Raw genomic sequence first — 18,645 nt, 5'->3', positions numbered from 1 at the left:
GAACCGAATAATCAGTTTGCATCCGAATGCATAACCATGCAGAATTGTGCGATGACCTCAGTGGCCATCGCCGGTGCCAGCGGATACGCGGGCGGCGAGATCCTTCGTCTCCTCCTGGGACACCCCGCCTACGCTGACGGACGCCTGAGAATCGGTGCGTTGACCGCCGCGGCCAGTGCCGGCACCCACCTCACCGAGCACCATCCCCACCTGCTTCCCCTGGACGACCGCGTGCTCGAGGCCACGACCGTCGAGGTGCTGGCCGGTCACGACGTCGTGTTCCTGGCCCTGCCCCACGGGCACTCGGCCGAACTGGCCGAGCAGCTGGGCCCCGACACGCTCATCGTGGACTGCGGTGCGGACTTCCGGCTCACCGACGCGGGCGCATGGGAGCGGTTCTACGGCTCGCCGCACGCGGGCAGCTGGCCGTATGGCCTGCCCGAGCTGCCGGGCGGACGCGAGGCGCTGCAGAACACCAAGCGCATCGCCGTCCCCGGCTGCTACCCGACCGCGGCACTGCTCGCACTGCTGCCCGCCGTCGCCGCTGACCTTGTCGAGCCGGCCGTCACCGTGGTCGCGGTGAGCGGCACATCCGGTGCGGGCCGCGCCGCGAAGGTCGACCTGCTCGGCGCCGAGGTGATCGGCTCGGCGCGGGCGTACAACATCGCCGGCGCGCACCGGCACACCCCCGAGATCGCGCAGGGTCTGCGCACGGTCACCGACCGCGACGTCACCGTGTCGTTCACGCCGGTCCTGATCCCGACGTCGCGGGGCATCCTCGCGACCTGCACGGCGCGGACCACGGCATCGACATCGGAGATCCGCGCGGCCTATGAGAAGGCCTACGGTGCCGAGCCTTTCGTTCACCTGCTGCCCGAGGGCCGGTTGCCCAAGACCGGCGCGGTGGTCGGCAGCAACGCCGCGCAGATCGCCGTCGCCGTCGACCCCGACGCGGGGGTCCTGGTGGCCCTGTGTGCGATCGACAACCTCGTCAAGGGAACCGGCGGCGCAGCAGTGCAGTCGATGAACCTGGCGCTGGGATGGCCAGAGACTGAAGGACTTTCGACCGTGGGAGTGGCGCCGTGACAACAACCGAGAACATCGTTCGGACTCAGGGTGTGACCGCCCCCGCGGGTTTCCGCGCGACCGGTATCGCGGCGGGAATCAAGGCATCCGGAGCGCGCGACCTCGCGCTGGTCGTCAACGAGGGACCCGATCTGGCCGCGGCCGCGGTGTTCACCCGCAACAAGGTGCGGGCGGCTCCGGTGCTGTGGACCCAGCAGATCATGTCCACGGGGCGACTGCGCGCGGTGATCCTCAACTCCGGTGGCGCCAACGCGTGCACCGGACCCGGCGGCTTCCAGGACACCCATGCCACCGCGGAGGCGGTCGCGGACGCACTGTCGGACTGGGGTACCGAGACCGGGGCAATCGAGGTCGCCGTCTGCTCGACGGGCCTGATCGGCGACCGCCTGCCGATGGACAAGATGCTGACCGGGGTCCAGGACGTCGTGCACGAGATGGCCGGCGGTCTCACCGGTGGAACCGAAGCGGCGCAGGCGATCATGACCACCGACACCGTGCCCAAGCAGGTTGCGCTGCACCATCGGAACAACTGGACCGTCGGCGGCATGGCCAAGGGTGCCGGGATGCTGGCGCCGTCGCTCGCCACCATGTTGTGTGTCATCACCACCGACGCCGTCGCCGATGCCGAGGCGCTGGATCGGGCGCTGCGCAAGGCGGCCGGACGCACCTTCGACCGACTCGACGTCGACGGCAGCTGCTCCACCAACGACACAGTGCTGCTGCTGGCGTCCGGCGCAAGCGCCGTCACGCCGACACAGGATGAACTCGATGCCGCGATCCTCGCGGTGTGCGACGACCTGTGCGCACAACTTCAGGCCGACGCCGAGGGCCTGACCAAGCGCGTCGCGGTCACGGTCACCGGTGCCGCCACCGAGGACGACGCCGTGGCGGCCGCCCGCGTGATCGCCAGGGACAGCCTGGTCAAGACCGCGCTGTTCGGGTCCGACCCCAACTGGGGCCGGGTGCTGGCCGCAGTGGGCATGGCACCCGTCGAACTCGATCCCGACCGGATCACCGTGTCGTTCAACGGCTCCCCGGTCTGCGTGGACGGTGTGGGCGCTCCGGGTGCGCGTGAGGTCGATTTGTCGGGTACCGACATCGAGGTCGTCGTGCACCTCGGCATCGGCACGGGCGAGGCGACCATCCGCACCACCGACCTGTCCCACGCGTACGTCGAGGAGAACTCGGCCTACAGCTCATGAGCATCCCGACCGAGACGATTCCCACCGCGACCAAGGCCGCCGTCTTCGCCGAGGCGCTGCCCTGGCTGAAGCAGCTGAACGGCAAGATCGTCGTGGTCAAGTACGGCGGCAACGCCATGACCGACGACGTCCTCAAGACCGCATTCGCCGCCGATATGGCATTCCTGCGCAACTGCGGTATCCATCCCGTCGTCGTGCACGGGGGCGGCCCGCAGATCAGCGCGATGCTGAAGCGACTCGGCCTGGAGGGCGAGTTCAAGGGCGGATTCCGGGTGACCACCCCCGAGGTGCTCGACGTCGCGCGGATGGTGCTGTTCGGCCAGGTCGGTCGTGAACTGGTCGGCCTCATCAACGCCCACGGCCCATACGCGGTGGGCATCACCGGCGAGGACGCCCATCTGTTCACCGCCATCCGCCGCAGCGTCATGGTCGACGGCGTGGCGACCGATATCGGCCTCGTCGGCGACGTCGAGAGGGTCGACACCTCGGCGGTGCTCGATCTGATCAAGGCCGGACGCATCCCGGTCGTCTCGACCATCGCTCCCGATACCGACGGTGTGGTGCACAACATCAATGCCGACACGGCTGCCGCGGCGCTGGCCGAGGCTCTCGGCGCGGAGAAGCTGCTGATGCTGACCGACGTTGAGGGGCTCTACACCCGCTGGCCCGACCGTGATTCGCTGGTCAGCGAGATCGACGTGGCGGCGCTGACCGGGCTGCTGCCGACACTCGAGTCCGGCATGGTGCCCAAGATCGAGGCGTGCCTGCGTGCGGTGGGAGGCGGCGTCCCGAGCGCCCACGTCATCGACGGTCGCGTCGAGCACTGCGTGCTGGTCGAACTCCTCACCGATGAGGGTTCCGGAACAAAGGTGGTGCCCAGATGACCTCCAACACCGAGGCGCTGCAGGCGCGGTGGCGGGCCGTGATGATGGACAACTACGGCACACCACCGGTGGCGTTGGCCTCAGGTGACGGCGCGGTGGTGACCGATGTCGACGGCAAGTCCTACGTCGACCTCCTTGGCGGTATCGCGGTCAACGTCCTCGGGCATCGCCACCCGGCTGTGATCGAGGCGGTGACCCGGCAGCTCAACACACTGGGCCACACGTCGAACCTGTACGCCACCGAACCCGGCGTCGCTCTCGCCGAGGCGCTGGTCGCGCATCTCGGCGCCGACACCCACGCGCGGGTGTTCTTCGCCAACTCCGGTACCGAGGCCAACGAGGTTGCGTTCAAGATCTCGCGGCTGACCGGCCGGACCAAACTGGTTGCCGCGCAAGGCGCCTTCCACGGTCGCACCATGGGATCGCTCGCGCTGACGGGGCAGCCCACCAAGCAGGCCCCGTTCGAGCCGCTGCCCGGCGACGTCACCCACGTCCCGTATGGCGACGTCGAGGCACTGTCGGCCGCGATCTCCGACGAGACCGCGGCGGTGTTCCTCGAGCCGATCATGGGGGAGGGCGGCGTGGTGACACCGCCGGCCGGATACCTCGTCGCCGCACGGGAACTCACCGCGCGCCACGGTGCGCTGCTGGTGCTCGACGAGGTGCAGACCGGTGTCGGACGTACCGGAACCTTCTACGCCCACCAGCACGATGGCATCACGCCCGACGTCATCACCCTGGCGAAGGGCCTCGGCGGCGGGCTGCCGATCGGCGCGTGCCTGGCCATCGGCGAGGCGGCGGACCTGCTCACACCGGGGCTGCACGGCAGCACATTTGGTGGCAACCCCGTGTGCACGGCCGCGGCGCTGGCGGTGCTCAAGACCTTGGCCGACGACGACCTCATGTCACACGCCGACGCTCTGGGCAAGACGCTGGAGCACGGTATCGAGTCGATCGGGCATCCACTGGTCGATCACGTGCGTGGCCGTGGGCTGCTGCGCGGCATCGTGCTGACCGCGCCGCGGAGCAAGGACATCGAGGGCGCCGCCCGGGACGCGGGCTTCCTGGTCAACGCCGCCGCCCCCGACGTCGTCCGGCTCGCCCCGCCCCTGGTGGTCACCGACGCGCAGATCGATGCGTTCCTGACCGCGTTACCCGCAATCCTGGACAGTGCCGTTGAGGCTGCCAACAAGACCGCCCTGGAGGCACCGTGACACTGCGACACTTCCTGCGCGATGACGATCTGACCCCCGGCGAGCAGGCCGAGGTGCTGGCGCTGGCCGCCGAGCTCAAGAAGGCGCCGTTCAGCGCCCGCCCGCTCGAGGGACCCCGCGGCGTCGCCGTGATATTCGAGAAGAACTCGACCCGCACCAGGTTCTCGTTCGAGGTGGGTATCGCCCAGTTGGGCGGGCACGCCGTCGTGGTGGACGGCCGCAGCACCCAGCTCGGCCGTGAGGAGACCCTCGAGGACACCGGTGTGGTGCTCTCGCGCTACGTCGACGCCATCGTCTGGCGCACGTTCGCCCAGGAACGCTTGACCGCCATGGCATCCGGCTCGACGGTGCCGATCGTCAACGCGCTGTCCGACGAGTTCCACCCCTGCCAGGTGCTCGCCGACCTGCAGACCCTCGCCGAGCGCAAGGGCTCGCTGCAGGGACTCCGGATGACCTACTTCGGCGACGGCGCCAACAACATGGCGCACTCGCTGATGCTGGGCGGCGTGACGGCGGGCATCGACGTGACCATCGCCGCCCCAGCCGGTTTCGAGCCGCACCCACAGTTCGTCGCAGCGGCGCAGGCTCGGGCAGCCGAGACCGGGGCCACCGTGGCGGTGACCTCCGACGCGAAGGCCGCCGCCGAGGGCGTCGACGTCCTCGTCACCGACACCTGGACGTCGATGGGCCAGGAGAACGACGGGCTCGATCGGGTGCGACCGTTTCGGCCGTTCCAGATCAACGCCGCGCTCATGGAACTGGCCGACCCGGCGGCCGTCGTGCTGCACTGCCTGCCCGCGCACCGCGGGCACGAGATCACCGATGACGTCATCGACGGCCCCCAGAGTGCCGTGTGGGACGAGGCCGAGAACCGTCTGCACGCCCAGAAGGCGCTGTTGGTGTGGCTCCTGGAGCGAAGCCGATGAGCGCACCGTGACCGCCTCGACCAGGGCGGGCAGGCAGGCGCGCATCGTGACGCTCCTCTCGTCCAATCCCGTGCGCAGTCAGAGCGAACTCGCGACGATGCTCGCCGAGGAGGGCATCGACGTCACCCAGGCGACGCTGTCGCGTGACCTGGAGGAGCTCGGCGCGGTGAAACTGCGTGGCGCCGACGGCGGGACCGGCGTGTACATCGTGCCGGAGGACGGCAGCCCGGTGCGTGGCGTGTCCGGTGGCACCGACCGCATGGCACGCCTGCTCAATGAGCTTCTGGTGTCCACCGACGCCAGCGGCAATCTGGCGGTACTGCGCACCCCACCGGGTGCGGCGCACTATCTGGCCAGCGCGATCGATCGCGCTTCGCTGCCCCACGTCGTCGGCACCATCGCCGGTGATGACACCATTCTCGTGGTCGCCCGCGAGCCGATGACCGGCGCGGAACTCGCCGGCATGTTCGAAAACGTTCAGTAGTTCACTCAGAAGGAGATTGGCCATGTCACAAACGTCGGGGTCCGAACGCGTCATCCTGGCGTATTCCGGCGGTCTGGACACCTCGGTCGCGATCAGTTGGATCGGGAAGGAGACCGGCCGCGAGGTGGTCGCCGTCGCCATCGACCTGGGGCAGGGCGGTGAGGACATGGAGGTCATCCGGCAGCGCGCCATCGATTGCGGTGCCGTCGAGGCCGTCGTCATCGACGCCCGCGACGAGTTCGCCGACGAGTACTGCCTTCCCACCATCAAGAGCAACGCGCTCTACATGGACCGCTACCCGCTGGTGTCCGCGATCAGCCGTCCGCTGATCGTCAAGCACCTGGTGGCCGCGGCGCGCGAGCACAACGGCGGCATCGTCGCCCACGGCTGCACCGGCAAGGGTAACGACCAGGTGCGCTTCGAGGTCGGATTCGCCACGCTCGCACCCGATCTCGAGGTGCTCGCACCCGTGCGTGACTACGCGTGGACGCGCGAGAAGGCGATCGCGTTCGCCGAGCAGAACGAGATCCCGATCAACGTCACGAAGCGGTCGCCGTTCTCGATCGACCAGAACGTGTGGGGCCGCGCGGTGGAGACCGGGTTCCTCGAGCACCTCTGGAACGCACCGACAAAGGACGTGTACGACTACACCGAGGACCCCACGGTCAACTGGAGTTCACCGGACGAGGTCATCATCGGCTTCGCCAAGGGCGTGCCGGTGTCGATCGACGGCAGGCCGGTCTCGGTGCTCGAGGCGATCGTCGAGCTGAACCAGCGTGCGGGCGCTCAGGGTGTCGGCCGGCTCGACGTCGTCGAGGATCGGTTGGTTGGCATCAAGAGCCGCGAGATCTACGAGGCGCCGGGCGCGATGGTCCTCATCGCCGCGCACACCGAGCTCGAGCACGTGACACTCGAGCGCGAGCTGGGCCGGTTCAAGCGCAACACCGACCAGAAGTGGGGCGAGCTGGTCTACGACGGCCTCTGGTACTCGCCGCTGAAGAGCGCGCTGGAGACGTTCGTCGACCACACCCAGGAGCACGTCACCGGTGAGATCCGACTGGTGCTGCACGGTGGCCACATCGCGGTCAACGGCCGGCGCAGCAGTGAGTCGCTGTACGACTTCAACCTCGCCACCTACGACGAGGGCGACACCTACGACCAGTCCAGTGCCAAGGGCTTCGTCCACATCCACGGCCTGAGCAGCAAGATCGCAGCCCGCCGGGACCTCGGCCTCTAATGCGCTTGCGTGGACTGCGCACGGGAGAAGGGTGACCACATGAGCACCAATGAGGGTTCGCTTTGGGGCGGCCGGTTCGCCGACGGTCCTTCCGACGCGCTCGCCGCGCTGAGCAAGTCCACGCACTTCGACTGGGTGCTGGCGCCTTACGACGTGAAAGCGTCCAAGGCACACGTCCGGGTGCTGTTCGGTGCCGGTCTGCTCACCGAGGAGCAGCGCGACGGTCTGTTGGTCGGTCTGGACAGCCTGGGGGAGGACGTCGCGGACGGCAGCTTCGGGCCGTTGCCGTCGGATGAGGACGTCCACGGCGCGATGGAACGCGGGCTGATCGACCGGGTTGGCGCCGATCTCGGCGGCAGGCTGCGGGCGGGCCGGTCACGCAACGATCAGGTCGCCACGCTGTTCCGGATGTGGCTGCGCGACGCCATGCAGACCGTCGGCGACGGCGTGCTCAACGTCGTCGGGGCACTCGCCACACAGGCGGCCGCACATCCGACGGCGATCATGCCCGGCAAGACACATCTGCAGTCCGCACAGCCGGTGCTGCTGGCCCACCACCTGCTGGCCCATGCCCATCCGCTGCTGCGCGACGCGGCACGCATCGTGGACCTGGATACCCGAGTGGCGGTGTCGCCCTATGGGTCCGGCGCGCTGGCCGGCTCCTCGCTTGGTCTGGATCCCGACGCCATCGCCGCCGAACTCGGCTTCACCGCGGCGGCGGACAACTCGATCGATGCGACCGCATCACGGGACTTCGCGGCCGAGGCGGCGTTCGTGCTGGCGATGATCGCGGTGGACCTGTCGCGTCTCGCCGAGGACGTGATTCTCTGGAGCACCACCGAATTCGGTTACGTCGACCTGCACGAGTCGTGGTCGACCGGTAGCTCGATCATGCCGCAGAAGAAGAACCCCGACATCGCCGAACTGGCCCGTGGCAAGTCGGGCAGGCTGATCGGCAATCTCACCGGACTGCTCGCCACGCTCAAGGCGCAGCCGCTGGCCTACAACCGCGACCTGCAGGAGGACAAGGAGCCGGTCTTCGACTCGGTGGCCCAGCTCGAACTGCTGCTACCCGCGATGGCCGGCCTGGTCGCAACCCTGCGCTTCGACACCGACCGGATGGCCGAACTCGCGCCACTGGGCTACACGCTGGCCACCGACGTCGCCGAATGGATGGTCCGCCAGGGCATCCCGTTCCGCGTCGCCCACGAGGCGGCAGGCGCGGCGGTGCGCGCCGCCGACGCCCGCGGCGTGGGGCTCGAGGAGCTCGCCGACGACGAACTGGCGGGCATTCACCCGGGCCTGACGGCCGAGGTTCGCGAGGTGCTCACCGTCGCCGGATCGGTGAACTCCCGTGACGCGCGCGGTGGTACGGCTCCGATCCAGGTGGCCAAGCAGCTGGGCGTCGTGCGCGACACCGCGGACCGGCTGCGGATCAGCCTGCGGCGCTAACCCTCGGCCAGGGTCAGCCACTCCTCTTCGAGGGACTCCTGGCGCGCGTGCAGGTCGCGCAGTTCGTCGTTGAGTTCGCCCAACCGCAGATGGTCGGCGGCCGCCTCGGCCATCGTCTGGTGCAGTTTCGAGATCCGCTCGTCGAGCGTGCGGAGTTGACTCTCGATGCGGGACAACTGTTTTCCCGCCTTGCGCTCACGCGCCGACGCGGTCTCGGTGCGATCGGTTGGACGGGTTGCCGCAGCGCCGTTGGCGGTCGTCCGCTCGGCCAGGTACTGCTCGATACCGCCGGGCAGCAGCACGCAGCGGCCGCCGCCGGGCAGCGCATACGTCACGTCGGTGACGCGTTCGAGGAAGTAGCGGTCGTGGGTGACGACGATCAAGGTGCCCGGCCAGCCGTCGAGGTAGTCCTCGATGACGTTCAGGGTGTCGATGTCCAGGTCGTTGGTCGGCTCGTCGAGCAGCAGCACATTGGGTTCGTCGAGAAGCAGCCGCAGGAACTGGAACCGCCGCCTCTCGCCACCGGAGAGTTCGGACAGCCGCGTGGTGAGCTTGTCGCCCGTGAACCCGAAGTCCTCGAGCAGGGTGGCCGTGCTGACCTCCTTGCCGCCCGCGAGCTCGGTGACTCGTTTGGCGTTCTCGACGGCGTCGAGGACACGCTCGTCGCCGTCCAGCTCGACGAGGGCCTGGCTCAGGTAGCCGATCCGCAGTGTCTTGCCCCGTTTGACGGTGCCCGAGGTGGGGGCGACGTCACCGGTCAGCAGCTTCAGCACCGACGTCTTGCCGGTGCCGTTCACGCCGACGAGCCCGATACGCACGCCCGGCCCGATCGACCAGTCCAACTTGTCGAGGATCTGCCGGCGGGCAGGAGCGGAGCGACCCGGGGATTGATCCGGCTCGCCGACCTCGTAGCTGACGCGGTGAAGATCGAACACGTCCTTGCCCAACCGGGCCGTCGCGAAGCGTTGGAGCGCAAGGGAGTCGCGAGGCTCCGGCTCGTTGGCGATCAGCTCATTGGCGGCCTGGATGCGGAATTTGGGCTTGGACGTACGCGCGGGTGCGCCCCGCCGCAGCCACGCCAGCTCCTTGCGCATCAGGTTGCGGCGCCGCGCCTCGGTGCCTGCGGCGGCCCGGGCCCGCTCGGCGCGAGCCAGCACATACGCGGCGTAGCCACCCTCGTAGGCGTCGACGGCGCCGCCGTGCACCTCCCAGATGTTCGTGCAGACCGCGTCAAGGAACCACCGATCGTGGCTGACCACCAGCAACGTCTTGGCGCGCCGTCGGGAGAGGTGGCCCGCCAGCCACGCGATGACCTCGACGTCGAGGTGGTTGGTCGGCTCGTCGAGCACCAGGACGTCGTGGCCCGCAAGCAGTACCGCGGCCAGCGCCACGCGGCGGCGCTCGCCACCGCTGAGGTTTTTCACCTCACGGTCGAGCGCCACCTCGGCCAGCAGGTTCTCCACCACCGACCTGGTCTCCGCCTCGGCCGCCCAGATGTGGTCCGGCCGGCCGTCGACGATCAGGTCGCGCACCGTGGCCTCGGGCTTGAAGTCGTCGGACTGGTGCAGGTAGCCGACGGACAATCCCGACGTGTGCGTCACCCGGCCCGAGTCAGGCGGTCGAGTCGCCGTCAGGATCTGTAGCAGCGTGGTCTTGCCGTCGCCGTTTCGCCCGACGACACCGATCACCTCGCCCTCGTCGACACCGAGGCTTATGCCGTCGAGCAGGGTGCGCGTCCCGTAACCGACGGTCGCGCGTTCAACGTTGATCAGGTTGGCCATTAGGAGCCGATCATATGTGGCTCGGCACGCGCGGCCATCGGCGCGATCCCCGCGGGCCAGAAGTTCGCTGTGCCATGATGACGTCGGCAAACTGCGGGTCGGGGAGCGCGAGAGGGGTGCACAGGTGGTCGACCTTTCGGCATTCACCAGGCCGGTCGGGCGGTTGATGGCAACCGCGCAGAACGGGCTGGAGGTGCTCCGCTACGGCGGCCTGGAGACGGGCGCGGTCCCGTCGCCCTTCCAGATCATCGAGAGCGTCCCCATGTACCGGCTTCGGCGGTACTTCCCGCCCGATTCCCGCCCGGGTGCCAAGCCGGCAGGCCCGCCGGTGCTCATGGTGCACCCGATGATGATGTCGGCCGACATGTGGGACGTGACGCGTGATGAGGGTGCCGTCGGCATCCTGCACGCCGCCGGCGTCGACCCGTGGGTCATCGACTTCGGCTCGCCCGATCAGGTCGAGGGCGGCATGCAGCGCAACCTCGCCGACCACGTCGTCGCGCTGAGCGAGGCCATCGACACCGTCCGCACTGTCACCGACCGCGACGTCCACCTCGCCGGGTACTCGCAGGGCGGGATGTTCGCCTACCAGACCGCCGCGTATCGGCGGTCGAAGGACCTGGCCAGCATCGTCGCGTTCGGCTCGCCGGTCGACACCCTGGCGGCGTTGCCCCTCAACCTGCCCGCCAGCCTCGCCGCGGGCGCGGCGGACTTCATGGCCGACCACGTCTTCAGTCGCATCGACATCCCAGGCTGGCTGGCCCGCACGGGATTCCAGATGCTCGACCCGATCAAGACCGCGCAGGCGCGCATCGACTTCGTGCGCCAACTGCACGACCGCGAGGCGCTGCTCTCCCGTGAGCAACAGCGCCGGTTCCTGTCCAACGACGGCTGGATCGCCTGGTCCGGTCCCGCGATCGCGGAGCTGCTGAAGCAGTTCATCGCGCACAACCGGATGATGAGCGGCGGCTTCTCCATCCGTGGTGATCTGGTCACGCTGTCCGACATCGACTGCCCGGTGCTCGCGGTGGTCGGTGAGGTCGATGACATCGGTCAGCCGGCGTCGGTGCGCGGTATCAAGCGCGCCGCGCCGCAGGCCGACGTCTACGAATACCTGATCCGCGCAGGACATTTCGGTCTGGTGGTCGGCGGCAAGGCCGCCACCCAGACCTGGCCGACGGTGGCGTCCTGGGTGAAGTGGATATCGGGCGAGGGCGATATGCCCGATCAGGTCGTGCCGATGTCGCTGCAGCCGGCCGAGACAAACGAGAGTGGTGTGCAGCTGACGTCGCGCGTCGCGCACGTGGGTGCGGCCGCCACCGAGATGACGTTCAGTCTGGCCCGCACCGCGGCCGACGCATTTGTCGCGGCCAACAAGTCGGCACGCGCACTCGTCGTCGAGACGGCCAGGACGCTGCCGCGACTGGCCCGACTCGGTCAGATCAACGACTACACCCGGATCTCGCTCGGCCGCATCATGAACGAGCAGAGCAGCGCCACGCCGAACGGTGAGTTCCTGCTGTTCGACGGCCGCGTGCACACCTACGAGGCCGTCGACCGTCGCATTAACAACGTCGTGCGCGGTCTCATCGACGTCGGTGTGCGGCAGGGGGCGCACGTCGGGGTCCTGATGGAGACCCGGCCCAGTGCGCTGGTCGCGATCGCCGCGCTGTCGCGGTTGGGTGCCGTGGCCGTGCTCATGCCGCCCGACGCCGACCTGGAGGAGGCGGCGCGTCTCGGCGGGATATCCGATGTGATCGCGGATCCGGGCAATCTGGATGCCGCGAGGAAGCTGCCGATCCGTGTGCTGGTCCTCGGTGGCGGCGAGAACCGCGATCTGGATCTGCCCGAGGACGCCGACGTCGTCGACATGGAGAAGATCGATCCTGACGTCGTCGAACTGCCGGGCTGGTACCGGCCCGACCCCGGTTACGCCAGGGACCTGGCCTACGTCGCGTTCGCGCACGTCGGCGGCGAACTCGTGGCGCGTCAGATCACAAACTTCCGCTGGGCACTGTCGGCGATCGGCACCGCGTCCGCGGCCAACCTGGGCCGTAGCGACACGGTGTACTGCCTGACTCCGCTGCACCACCAGTCGGGCCTGCTGGTCAGCCTGGGCGGCGCGGTGGTCGGCGGCACTCGCATCGCCCTGTCGCGCGGCCTGCGTCCGGACCGCTTCGTGCACGAACTGCGCCAGTACGGCGTCACCGTGGTGTCCTACACGTGGGCGATGCTGCGCGAGGTGGTGGACGACCCGTCGTTCTCGGTCAACGGCACGCACCCGGTTCGCCTGTTCATCGGATCGGGCATGCCGACGGGGCTGTGGCGGCGCATCGAGCAGGAGTTCGAACCCGCCCACGTCGTGGAGTTCTTCGCGACGACGGACGGTCAGGCCGTGCTGGCGAACGTGTCGGGCGCCAAGATCGGCAGCGAGGGCAGACCGCTGCCCGGTGCCGGGCGGGTGGAGCTCGCCGCCTACGACGTCGACGACGACCTCATCCTGGAAGACGAGCGCGGTTTCGTGCGGCTGGCGCAGCCCAATGAGGTGGGCGTGCTCCTCGCGCATCCTCGCGGGCCCGTCGACCCGACGGCCGCGATCAAGCGCGGGGTCTTCGCGCCCGCCGACACCTGGGTGTCCACCGAGTACCTGTTCCGCCGTGATGAGGACGGCGACTTCTGGCTTGTCGACAACCGTGCCACCGTCATCCACACCGACCGGGGGCCGGTGTACAGCGCCACCGTGAACGACACGGTGAGCAGGGTCGGCGCGGTCGATCTCTCGGTGACCTACAAGGTGACGGCCGGGGGACGGACGCTGGCCGTGACGGCGCTGACGCTGGCCCCGGGTGGCAGCGTTCCGAGCGCCGACCTGAACGAGGCGCTGGCCAGTCTTCCCGTCGGCGTGCACCCCGATCTGGTGCACGTTGTGCCCGATATGAAGCTCAGCGCCTCCTACCGGCCGCTGCTCGCGCCACTGCGGGCGATGGGTGTGCCGAAGCCTGCACGTAACGCCTGGTACCTCGACTACGAAACAGGTGTGTACAAGCGGCTCACGACTGCCGTGCGTGCCGAACTGATGGGTGATGGCTCGGCCGACTGAGGTCGTGCGTCACTCATGTCCCACTGTTAGGCTCCGGCAGACGGCAGATCGCCGCACGGGTCGGGCCCCGCTCCGCATGGAGGAATTCATGACATCGCAGACCAGCAGGCCGAGCGTGTGGCGGCGTGCCGCTGTCGGCGCGGTTGCAAGCGGTGCCCTGGTCGCCGGACTGCTCGCGGGTGCGCCCGTCGCGTTCTCGGACCCCGAGGCTCCTGCGGATCCAGCCAGCCCGATCACTCCGGGCCCAGCGGATCGGGGTAGCCCCATCACTCCCGGCGGGTCGGCCGCTGCGGCAGGTGCCCAGCCGGGTGAGATGACGGCTGATCAGGCGCTGTCGATCATTGCCTCTGACTACGACACGGGCGCCGGCGGCGGAAAGCTCTCCCAGCTGATCCATAGCGTCCTCAAGCTGCGTTCGCTGGGGTTCTATCCCTCCCAGGGGAATCGCGACGCCATCGTGGCAGCCTTGGACAAGCGGCCGAATCAGGCTCCGTTGATCGCAGCCCTCGAGAACACCCTCTCCTTCCAGCGCCGCAATCAGCAGCGTGGCATGGCCGCGGGGAATCAGGGCACGCCGTCGATCAACATCAACCAGTCGCCGTTCGGCTGATTCGGAATCCCGTGCTCGACTCCCGTTTGCGCGACATCCTGGTCTGCCCCGAGGACCGTGGTCCTCTGCTGCTCATCGGCGAGGAGCTGCTGTACAACCCGCGGCTGCGCCGTGCGTATCGGATCGAGGGCAACGTCCCGGTTCTGCTGGTCGACGAGGCCGTCACGATCACCGATGACGCCGAACACCAGCGACTCCTCGACCGCGCCGACTAGCCGAGACCCGGCAGGTCGCCGGTGAGATAGTGCTGCAGATTGGGCGCGATGGTCTCGGCGACCTGTTGCACCGGCAGTGACTTGAACGGCTCCAGCTCCAGGATGTAGCGGGCCATCACGACACCCACGAGTTGGGATGCGACGAACTGCACCCGAATCCGACCCGAACCGGGTGGGCTGTCGACACGTCGTCCCACCTCCACGGAGATGACCTCCTGAAGGAACGACCGGACCAGGCTGACGTCGTTGCCGGCCAGAAGCGAGCGCAGTGTCGCGATGAAACCCGACCCCAGCTCGGAGTCCCACAGCGGCAGCAGCAGTGACGGCAGCTTGAGACCGAGTTCGTCGACCGGAGTCTCGCGCATCGGGCCGATGACCTGCATCGGGTCGATCGGAATGTGGATGGCGGCGGCGAACAGTTGCTGCTTGGTCCCGAAGTAGTGGTGCACCAGCGCGGCGTCGACTCCCGCCGACGACGCGATCGATCTGATGGAGGTCTTGTCGATTCCGTTGCGGGCGAACAACTCCCGGGCACTGGACAGGATCCGGTCGCGGGTGTCGGACTGCCCGGGCGGTCGTCCGGGGCGTTTGGTCACGGGGTCCTTCGGCGAAGCGTCGCCGCGGCGAGACACAGCGCCACGACCGCGAATCCGATCACGATGGCGATGTCGCGGGCGGCGGTGGCGGTCAGATTGGGATGCGCCCCCACCTGCTGGAGCGCTTCCAGTGCGTAACTGGCCGGCAGCACATTGCTGATCCACTGCAGCCAGTCGGGCAGCAGTGCGCGCGGCACGATGATGCCGCACAGCAGAAGCTGGGGCACCACCACCACCGGCATGAACTGAACGGCCTGGAACTCGGTGCGGGCGAACGCACTGCACAACAGGCCCAGCCCGACCCCGAGTATCGCGTTGATGATGGCGATGACGAACACCAGCACGGGGCTGCCCGCGGTGGTCAGGCCGAGCAACCAGAACGCGATCAGACAGGCCAGCGCCGCCTGCGCGGCCGCCGCGATCGAGAACGCCGTGCCGTAGCCGGCCAGGAGATCGAGCCGGCGCAGGGGAGTGGTGAGGATCCGCTCCAGCGTCCCGGACACCCGTTCACGCTGCATGGTGATCGACGTGATGAGGAACATCACGACGAGCGGGAAGACACCCAGCATGATCAGGCACGCGTTGTTGAACGGCGTCGGCATGCCCGGCGGATGTGGCGCGTTCTGAAACATGAAGTACATCAACGTGATGACCACACTTGGCACCACCAGGATCATCGCGACACTGCGGTGATCGCCCGCGAGCTGGCGCAGAATCCGGCCGGTCGTGGCGAGGTAGGCGGTCGCGCTCAACCTGCCTCGGCGCTCATGGGCTCGGTGCTGTGCCGGATGACCGACAGGAACGCTTCCTCGAGTGACGTGCATTCCGTCTCCTCCCGCAGTCTCGATGGTGTGGTGTGGGCGAGCAGGCGACCATCCCGCATGAGCAGCAGGTCGTGGCAGTGATCGGCCTCGTCCATGACGTGGCTGGACACCAGCAGCGTCTGGCCCTGCTCGGCCAACAGCTGGAACTGCTCCCACAGTTCGACCCGCAATACTGGGTCCAGTCCGACGGTGGGCTCGTCGAGTACGAGCAGCTCCGGCTGGGCGACCAGTGCGCAGGCCAGTGACGCCCGGGTGCGTTGTCCGCCGGAGAGGTTGCCGCACAGGGCAGTTCGGTGATCGGTGAGTCCGACGGTCTCAATCGCGCCGTCGGCGTCGTCCTTGGTCCTCCCGTACAGGGCGGCGAAGTAGCGCGCGTTGTCCAGAACCCGCAGGTCGTCGTAGACGGTCGGGTCCTGGGTGACGTAGCCGACGCGACTGCGGAGTTCGGCCGATCCGGCGGGTAGACCCAGCACGGTCACGGTGCCCGACTCGACGATCTGGGTGCCGACGATGCTGCGGAGCAGCGTGGTCTTGCCGCACCCGGAGGGGCCGAGGATGCCGGTGATGGTGCCGCGGGCGATCCGCACCGAGAGGTCGTCGACGGCGGTGCGCTTGCCGCGCACGACCCGCAGGTGGTCGACCTCGACGGCGGGCCCGGCCGAGGGGCTTAATTCATCTGACGATGAAGTCATCATGTGATGAAATATCCTCCCGCGCCGCGGGGATGTCAACGATGCGGGCAGAATTGCTGCCGTGAGTTCGAATGCGCTGGTCACCGACCCGCTCACCGCGGCTCGGCGTCTGCTAGGGGCACGATTGACCGGCCGTGGGGTGTCGGCGGTGATCCTCGAGGTCGAGGCCTATGGCGGACCCCCGGACGGACCCTGGCCCGATTCCGCGGCGCACTCCTATCGTGGCTCCCGGCCTCGGAGCGCGGTCATGTTCGGGCCCGCGGGCAGGCTCTACGCGTACCGCAGCCATGGAATCCACGTCTGTGCGAACGTGGTGTGCGGCGCCGACGGGGTGGCGGCCGCCGTGCTGCTGCGCGCCGCCGAGGTGGATGACGGTACGACCGTCGCCGCATCGCGTCGAGGTGCCTCCGTCGTGCCCGCGGGTCTCGCGCGAGGACCGGGAAATCTGTGCTCTGCGCTCGGAATCACCTTGGCCGACAACGGAATCGATCTCTTCGATGACGCCAGCCCGGTGCGCTTGACGCTCGGCGACCCGGTGGCGGGTATCGATGGCCCGCGTGTCGGGGTCAGTACGGCCGCCGACCGCCCGTGGCGCTTCTGGGTGAGTGGGCGCGCCGAGGTCTCCTCCTACCGGCGTAGTCCACGGGCCCCCGCACCGGGGGACAGCGACTGACGCCGCCCGGCATACGGGAAGATCGACCCATGGGTAACGACATCCTGGGCGAACTGGAATGGCGCGGTCTGATCGCGCAATCGACCGATCGGGATGCATTGGCGGCTGAGCTGGCCAAAGGGCCCCTGACGCTCTACTCGGGATTCGACCCGACCGCGCCAAGCCTGCACGCCGGTCACCTGGTGCCACTGCTCACGTTGCGGCGGTTCCAGGCGGCCGGTCACCGGCCGATCGTGCTCGCCGGCGGCGCGACCGGCATGATCGGCGATCCTCGGGAGACCGGCGAACGGACGCTGAACACGGCGGACACCGTCGCCGACTGGGCCTCGCGCATCCGTGGCCAGCTGGAACGCTTCGTCGAGTTCGACGAGTCGCCGACCGGCGCGATCGTGGAGAACAACCTGACCTGGACCGCGGAGCTCTCCGCGATCGAGTTCCTCCGCGACGTCGGCAAGCACTTCTCGGTCAACGTGATGCTGGATCGCGAGACTGTGCGCCGCCGTCTCGAGGGCGACGGCATGTCCTACACCGAGTTCAGCTACATGCTCCTGCAGTCCAACGACTACGTGGAGCTGCACCAGCGCCACGGCTGCGCCCTGCAGATCGGTGGCTCCGACCAGTGGGGGAACATCGTCGCCGGCGCTCGACTGGTCCGCCAGAAACACGGCGCCACGGTGCACGCGATGACGACGCCGCTGGTCACGGACTCGGAGGGCAAGAAGTTCGGTAAGTCCACCGGTGGCGGAAACCTGTGGCTGGATCCCGAGATGACCAGCCCGTATGCCTGGTACCAGTACTTCGTCAACACCGCCGACGCCGACGTGGTGCCGTACCTGCGGTGGTTCACCTTCCTCACCGCCGAGCAGATCGGGGAGCTCGAACGGGCGACCGCCGAGCGTCCGCACGAGCGGGCCGCGCAACGGCGCCTCGCCCAGGAACTCACGACGTTGGTGCACGGGCAGGCGGCCACCGATGCCGTCGAGCACGCCAGCCAGGCGTTATTTGGCCGCGGTGAACTGGGGGAGTTGGACGAGTCGACCCTTGCGGCCGCCCTGCGGGAGGCCGGCAACGACCAGGTGGCCGAGCTGAAGCCGGGCGGACCCGATGCGATCACCGATCTTCTGGTGGCCACGGGACTGTCGGCGAGCAAGGGAGCTGCGCGTCGCACGGTCGCCGAGGGCGGTGTCTCGGTCAACAACGTGCGGATCGAAAGCGATGACTGGGTACCGCAGGCATCGGACTTCCTGCATGGGCGATGGCTCGTGGTCCGCAGGGGCAAGCGGAATATCGCGGGGGTCCAGAGGGTTACATGAGTGAAGTTCGGATGAATATCGCCTCTACCAGGCGATTTGACTCCCAGTTTCCCCTCGCGTAACTTATTGCAAGTCAGAGCGACGCGGTGAAAGCCGCAGAGCGCGAGACATTCAAGAGGAAAGCCACTTAGGTGGGACTACTTCTACGCCCGCACTACAGTATCGCGGCTTTTAGCCGCGGGATTGTTGCGCGGTCAGTGCAGGTCTGTTGTTTGAGAACTCAATAGTGTGTTTGATGGTTTTTGTTTGTTGTTGTTGCACTCTTTTTTCTCGTTTAGGGGTGTGACATTGTTTTTTGCCAGTTTTTACTGGTGTTAGGTCGGACTTGTTCTGATTGAATTCACCTGTCTTTGGAT

General features: G+C 68.1%; 18 protein-coding genes. 13 read left to right on the top strand and 5 right to left on the bottom strand.

Features of this window, described 5'->3' with window-relative positions; genetic code table 11:
* Positions 1-51 precede the first annotated feature (51 nt).
* The 8 genes from argC to argH are packed head-to-tail and all read left to right on the top strand — an operon-like array spanning position 52 to position 8,485.
* Entirely contained in the window at positions 52-1,086 is a 1,035-nt protein-coding gene (argC, locus tag ABIA65_RS33105; RefSeq protein WP_241404995.1) for an N-acetyl-gamma-glutamyl-phosphate reductase, read from the top strand.
* Positions 1,083-2,288 (top strand): bifunctional glutamate N-acetyltransferase/amino-acid acetyltransferase ArgJ, encoded by a 1,206-nt coding sequence (gene argJ / locus ABIA65_RS33100; RefSeq protein WP_241404996.1) that lies wholly within the window; start codon positions 1,083-1,085, stop codon positions 2,286-2,288. The genes argC and argJ overlap by 4 nt, the downstream gene beginning before the upstream one ends.
* Entirely contained in the window at positions 2,285-3,172 is an 888-nt protein-coding gene (argB, locus tag ABIA65_RS33095) for an acetylglutamate kinase (RefSeq protein ID WP_354526230.1), read from the top strand. Before argJ ends, argB begins: the two co-directional genes overlap by 4 nt.
* The gene (locus tag ABIA65_RS33090; RefSeq protein WP_354526229.1) at positions 3,169-4,386 is read left to right on the top strand and encodes an acetylornithine transaminase; all 1,218 of its coding nucleotides are present in this window, start codon (positions 3,169-3,171) and stop codon (positions 4,384-4,386) included. Before argB ends, ABIA65_RS33090 begins: the two co-directional genes overlap by 4 nt.
* Before the next feature lie 2 nt (positions 4,387-4,388).
* Positions 4,389-5,312, top strand: coding sequence for an ornithine carbamoyltransferase (gene argF, locus ABIA65_RS33085; RefSeq protein ID WP_354526249.1), 924 nt, complete (start codon positions 4,389-4,391; stop codon positions 5,310-5,312).
* Between the two features lie 7 nt (positions 5,313-5,319).
* The gene (locus tag ABIA65_RS33080) at positions 5,320-5,796 is read left to right on the top strand and encodes an arginine repressor (protein WP_241404999.1); all 477 of its coding nucleotides are present in this window, start codon (positions 5,320-5,322) and stop codon (positions 5,794-5,796) included.
* Positions 5,797-5,818: 22 nt separating this feature from the next.
* A complete protein-coding gene (locus tag ABIA65_RS33075) occupies positions 5,819-7,033 on the top strand; it encodes an argininosuccinate synthase (RefSeq protein ID WP_241405000.1) in 1,215 nt (404 codons plus the stop codon).
* Between the two features lie 39 nt (positions 7,034-7,072).
* Complete coding sequence (argH, locus tag ABIA65_RS33070) at positions 7,073-8,485, top strand: argininosuccinate lyase (protein WP_354526228.1); 1,413 nt, start codon at positions 7,073-7,075, stop codon at positions 8,483-8,485.
* Here argH and ABIA65_RS33065 read toward each other — a convergent pair.
* Positions 8,482-10,266, bottom strand: a complete 1,785-nt coding sequence (locus ABIA65_RS33065; protein WP_241405002.1) for an ABC-F family ATP-binding cassette domain-containing protein — start codon at positions 10,264-10,266, stop codon at positions 8,482-8,484. The two genes, argH and ABIA65_RS33065, sit on opposite strands and share 4 nt — an antisense overlap.
* Before the next feature lie 124 nt (positions 10,267-10,390).
* On the opposite strand from ABIA65_RS33065, the gene ABIA65_RS33060 reads away from it, so the two are divergent.
* The 3 genes from ABIA65_RS33060 (at position 10,391) to ABIA65_RS33050 (ending at position 14,191) form a co-directional block, all read left to right on the top strand.
* A complete protein-coding gene (locus ABIA65_RS33060; RefSeq protein ID WP_354526227.1) occupies positions 10,391-13,366 on the top strand; it encodes an acyl-CoA synthetase in 2,976 nt (991 codons plus the stop codon).
* Positions 13,367-13,454: 88 nt separating this feature from the next.
* On the top strand, positions 13,455-13,976 hold the full coding sequence (locus tag ABIA65_RS33055; protein WP_354526226.1) for a hypothetical protein: 522 nt from the start codon (positions 13,455-13,457) through the stop codon (positions 13,974-13,976).
* A gap of 11 nt (positions 13,977-13,987) precedes the next feature.
* Entirely contained in the window at positions 13,988-14,191 is a 204-nt protein-coding gene (locus ABIA65_RS33050) for a Trm112 family protein (protein WP_241405004.1), read from the top strand.
* On the opposite strand, the gene ABIA65_RS33045 is transcribed toward ABIA65_RS33050, so the two are convergent.
* From ABIA65_RS33045 to ABIA65_RS33035, 3 genes are read right to left on the bottom strand one after another with little or no spacing between them, the layout of a single operon-like run.
* Positions 14,188-14,823, bottom strand: a complete 636-nt coding sequence (locus tag ABIA65_RS33045) for a TetR/AcrR family transcriptional regulator (protein WP_371747044.1) — start codon at positions 14,821-14,823, stop codon at positions 14,188-14,190. The two genes, ABIA65_RS33050 and ABIA65_RS33045, sit on opposite strands and share 4 nt — an antisense overlap.
* Positions 14,784-15,611 carry an ABC transporter permease gene (locus ABIA65_RS33040; RefSeq protein ID WP_354526225.1) on the bottom strand — a complete coding sequence of 276 codons (828 nt, stop codon included), beginning with the start codon at positions 15,609-15,611 and terminating at the stop codon, positions 14,784-14,786. The genes ABIA65_RS33045 and ABIA65_RS33040 overlap by 40 nt, the downstream gene beginning before the upstream one ends.
* On the bottom strand, positions 15,536-16,306 hold the full coding sequence (locus tag ABIA65_RS33035; RefSeq protein WP_354526224.1) for an ABC transporter ATP-binding protein: 771 nt from the start codon (positions 16,304-16,306) through the stop codon (positions 15,536-15,538). Before ABIA65_RS33035 ends, ABIA65_RS33040 begins: the two co-directional genes overlap by 76 nt.
* 58 nt (positions 16,307-16,364) lie before the next feature.
* Between ABIA65_RS33035 and ABIA65_RS33030 the strand changes: the two genes are divergently transcribed.
* Together ABIA65_RS33030 and tyrS are read left to right on the top strand one after the other, a co-directional pair.
* Positions 16,365-16,976 carry a DNA-3-methyladenine glycosylase gene (locus tag ABIA65_RS33030; RefSeq protein WP_241405008.1) on the top strand — a complete coding sequence of 204 codons (612 nt, stop codon included), beginning with the start codon at positions 16,365-16,367 and terminating at the stop codon, positions 16,974-16,976.
* 29 nt (positions 16,977-17,005) lie between these two features.
* On the top strand, positions 17,006-18,289 hold the full coding sequence (gene tyrS / locus ABIA65_RS33025) for a tyrosine--tRNA ligase (protein WP_354526223.1): 1,284 nt from the start codon (positions 17,006-17,008) through the stop codon (positions 18,287-18,289).
* Between the two features lie 171 nt (positions 18,290-18,460).
* Here the strand turns inward: tyrS and ABIA65_RS33020 are convergent.
* A partial coding sequence (locus ABIA65_RS33020; RefSeq protein ID WP_354526222.1) for a hypothetical protein occupies positions 18,461-18,645 on the bottom strand: 185 nt, incomplete at its 5' end.

Source organism: Mycolicibacterium sp. 624 (genome assembly GCF_040548615.1).
In the GTDB taxonomy this organism is placed as follows: Bacteria; Actinomycetota; Actinomycetes; order Mycobacteriales; family Mycobacteriaceae; genus Mycobacterium.
This window is presented reverse-complemented; position numbering and strand designations above follow the sequence as displayed.

Bases quoted from the DNA above. Each gene is read 5' to 3' on its own strand.
- ABIA65_RS33035 (WP_354526224.1), bottom strand. From the start codon at position 16,306: ATGATGACTTCATCGTCAGATGAATTAAGCCCCTCGGCCGGGCCCGCC.
- argC (WP_241404995.1), top strand. From the start codon at position 52: ATGACCTCAGTGGCCATCGCCGGTGCCAGCGGATACGCGGGCGGCGAG.
- ABIA65_RS33075 (WP_241405000.1), top strand. From the start codon at position 5,819: ATGTCACAAACGTCGGGGTCCGAACGCGTCATCCTGGCGTATTCCGGC.
- argB (WP_354526230.1), top strand. From the start codon at position 2,285: ATGAGCATCCCGACCGAGACGATTCCCACCGCGACCAAGGCCGCCGTC.
- ABIA65_RS33055 (WP_354526226.1), top strand. From the start codon at position 13,455: ATGACATCGCAGACCAGCAGGCCGAGCGTGTGGCGGCGTGCCGCTGTC.
- argH (WP_354526228.1), top strand. From the start codon at position 7,073: ATGAGCACCAATGAGGGTTCGCTTTGGGGCGGCCGGTTCGCCGACGGT.
- ABIA65_RS33040 (WP_354526225.1), bottom strand. From the start codon at position 15,611: ATGCACGTCACTCGAGGAAGCGTTCCTGTCGGTCATCCGGCACAGCAC.
- ABIA65_RS33065 (WP_241405002.1), bottom strand. From the start codon at position 10,266: ATGGCCAACCTGATCAACGTTGAACGCGCGACCGTCGGTTACGGGACG.
- ABIA65_RS33090 (WP_354526229.1), top strand. From the start codon at position 3,169: ATGACCTCCAACACCGAGGCGCTGCAGGCGCGGTGGCGGGCCGTGATG.
- tyrS (WP_354526223.1), top strand. From the start codon at position 17,006: ATGGGTAACGACATCCTGGGCGAACTGGAATGGCGCGGTCTGATCGCG.